This window comes from Curvivirga sp., from assembly GCF_965219885.1.
GTDB lineage: Bacteria > Pseudomonadota > Alphaproteobacteria > UBA8366 > Aestuariispiraceae > Curvivirga.
In genome coordinates this window covers 1-2,904 of sequence record NZ_CBDCOT010000003.1, presented here as the reverse complement: position 1 = coordinate 2,904, position 2,904 = coordinate 1, and the positions used below count along the sequence as shown (strand labels likewise).

Annotated in this window: 3 protein-coding genes; 2 read left to right on the top strand and 1 reads right to left on the bottom strand. The window is 43.4% G+C overall.

Translation table 11 applies throughout. The annotated features are described in order from the left end of the window. Window positions 1-365, bottom strand: a 365-nt coding sequence (locus ACOQOA_RS00035) for an SDR family NAD(P)-dependent oxidoreductase (RefSeq protein WP_420546655.1), incomplete at its 3' end; no start/stop codon positions are given. A 63-nt stretch (window positions 366-428) separates the two neighbouring features. Between ACOQOA_RS00035 and ACOQOA_RS00030 the strand changes: the two genes are divergently transcribed. Both ACOQOA_RS00030 and ACOQOA_RS00025 read left to right on the top strand, forming a co-directional pair. Continuing rightward, window positions 429-2,675, top strand: a complete 2,247-nt coding sequence (locus tag ACOQOA_RS00030) for an N-6 DNA methylase (protein WP_420546654.1) — start codon at window positions 429-431, stop codon at window positions 2,673-2,675. 48 nt (window positions 2,676-2,723) lie between these two features. Next, a partial coding sequence (locus ACOQOA_RS00025; protein ID WP_420546653.1) for a hypothetical protein occupies window positions 2,724-2,904 on the top strand: 181 nt, incomplete at its 3' end.

The window sequence follows — 2,904 nt, the reverse complement described above, 5'->3', positions numbered from 1 at the left end:
TTCACTTCCAGCGTTTTCATCAGCGCGGTGTCCGGCGTGTCGACCGCCGCGCCGAAGTAGGGATTCGTCGCCCCGTTGTTCACCAGAACATCCAAACGTCCGCAATTCGCCGCCACGCCGGCGAACAGCGCCTCGATGTCCTCGGGCGAGCCGACATGGCATTTGGCCGCGCTCGCATCCCCGCCCAGTTCGCGAATCTCCTGCGCCACCGCTTCGCAATTCTCCAACTTTCGACTCGCGACCACCACTCGGGCGCCGCGACTGGCCAGCCCCCGCGCAATCGCCGCGCCGATGCCGCGGCTGCCGCCGCACACCACGGCCACCTTGCCGTTGAGATCAAAAGGATCAGCGCCGAAATTCGCCATGTTCCAGAGTCAAGGCTCAAAAATTTCCATTATAATGAGAGCAGTGATTTATGTAATGGTGATATGAAGCCTACTGTTGAAAGTGAATTTCGATCTTATGTATACATAGTAGATCGCCTTAAAGAAATGGGTTGGAATGTTAAATCGCCAGCCCTTGGGGGGCAGGTTTATACGCAGAATGAATGCACCAGACAAAATGATAAATTAAAAGAAGCTTTCGGCAGAGGAAGGCCTGAATATACCGTCGATATTGGAGATGGACAATTTTGGATTATTGAAGCCAAAGCAACAGCCGGAGATCTTCCAGAGGCTATAAAGCAAGCTAAGGAGCGGGCGAAGAAAATCAACGAAATAAGGGGCATCAATTGTCAGATTATTACTGGTTTCGCCGGGACGCCAGATACAACCCACTATATAGAAACCCACTGCTTAGTTCGGAATAAATGGAAACGTCTGACGATCAATAAAAGGCACTCTACGGGATTTATCTCTCGTGATCAAGTGAAACATGTCATAAATAGCGGAAAGGGATGCTTGGATGAATACGAAATTGATGATAAACTGTTTTCCAGAAAGATGGATGAAATTAATAAAATCCTCCATAACGGTGCAATACATAAAAGAGGTAGAGCGGAGGTTCTGGCCAGCTTGCTTTTAGCACTCGCCAATGATCAAGAAATGCAGTTAAACGACGACCCCTCCACCTTGATAAGGGATATAAACAGTCGAGCAGAGAGCGAGTTAAAAAAGTATGGAAAAGAAAATTTTTACGATGAAATTCGTATTCATTTACCAACATCTAAGGATAACCATATTAAAAACAAAAAAGCTCTTGCTCGATCCATTGAAATATTGCGTGACTTGAATATCGCATCTACAATAAATAGTGGTCGTGATGTGCTTGGGCAATGCTACGAACAGTTCCTGAAATATGCTAATGACGCGAAAGAAATTGGAATTGTCTTAACTCCGCGTCATATTACAAACTTTGGCGCGGAGATTATTGATGTATCGAGAAGGGATATTATATTTGATCCAACTTGCGGAACAGGTGGCTTTCTTGTATCTGCACTAGACAAAGTACGAAAGGAAGGCGGAGATATTGACAAATTCAAGAGAGGTAATTTGCACGGCGTTGAGCAAGACCCGTTTATTGCCACACTTGCCATTGTTAATATGGTCTTTCGTGGTGATGGTAGCAGCAACATAATAGAGGGAGATTGTCTGAGAACTAATATAAGTCAGAAGTTCAACAAGGTTTTAATGAACCCGCCTTTTGCTCTTGCCGAATATGAATGGAAATTCATAGACAAAGCACTGGGGCATATGCATAGATCGGGTTTGTTATTTGCAGTGCTTCCAACTACTGCAATGAATTCATCGAATGATGGACGTGGGGAATTTACTTGGCGAAAAAATCTCCTAAAACGACATACACTTGTTGCTGTAATAAAACTTGCAGAAGAGCTTTTTAGTCCGCAGGCGTCAAAGGGAACATATGGAGTCGTCATCAAAGCCCATTGTCCCCATAAAGAGAACGATAGAGTCGTATGGGCTATACTGAACGATGGAGTAGAGAGAAAAAAAACGTGGCGAGATCCGCCCAACAATATGGATTGCATAACGAAGTCTCTGAAAAACTATATACTCACGAGAGAACAACCTGAATATATTCCAAAAGAATTGGACTGCTCCCCAATTTTATTAGAAGGAGAATTAGATCTTTCTCCAGAAAGTAATATAGGAAGGAAGAGAAAGGTAGGGGAATTTGATATTAAATCCGTTCGCCAAAGTATTGAAGATGCTAAAAGGCTTTTGAATTCCCAAAATCCATTTAAAACTCATAGGAATTGCCAAAAATTCCCGATAGATTATTTTTTTGAATATTTGGAGCGAGGTAAGAGCGGACCTGTGAAAAATATGAGGCCGGGGAAAATTCCTATTATTACCACGTCCGAAGCAAATAACGGAATTCAAAGTTTGGTGGATGAAGGAGAATGCGAAAAGGTTTATGAGGCAGAGAAAATCACTATCTCAGGAAACGGAAGTAGCTGTTGCGCCCACTATCATACGTATCAAATTGCTGCTACCAACGACGTTTTTGTAGGTAGCCTTAAAGAAGACTTCTGTGACCGTAATTTTGCAATTTTTCTATGTGCTGCAATAAATAATGAAAGCTGGAGATTTAATTACTATCGTAAACTGACCAAAGCCAAAATAAGAGAACTTGAGGTAAAAATTCCATCAATAAAAGGAAAAATTGATAAAGAATACATCAATAATACGATCGAAGCTGAACAACTCACTTAAAGTTTTTGGATTTAGGTGTATAATAGACCATTGCCTCTGGATATTCCAATGCCGCAGAAAAATCACCTCGTTTATCTTTTACTTTTTCTGTGCGCCGCGCTGATCGCCATCATTGCGTGGTGTTGTCTGCTTCCCACTGAGCAACACGACGCGCGTGACGGGCGTTGGGTAGATTTGACGCACGACTTTGACATGGAGTCGATCTACTGGCCGACCGCCGCGCCGTTTG

Coding starts and splice junctions, on each gene's coding strand:
- ACOQOA_RS00030 (WP_420546654.1), top strand. CDS start 429: ATGAAGCCTACTGTTGAAAGTGAATTTCGATCTTATGTATACATAGTA.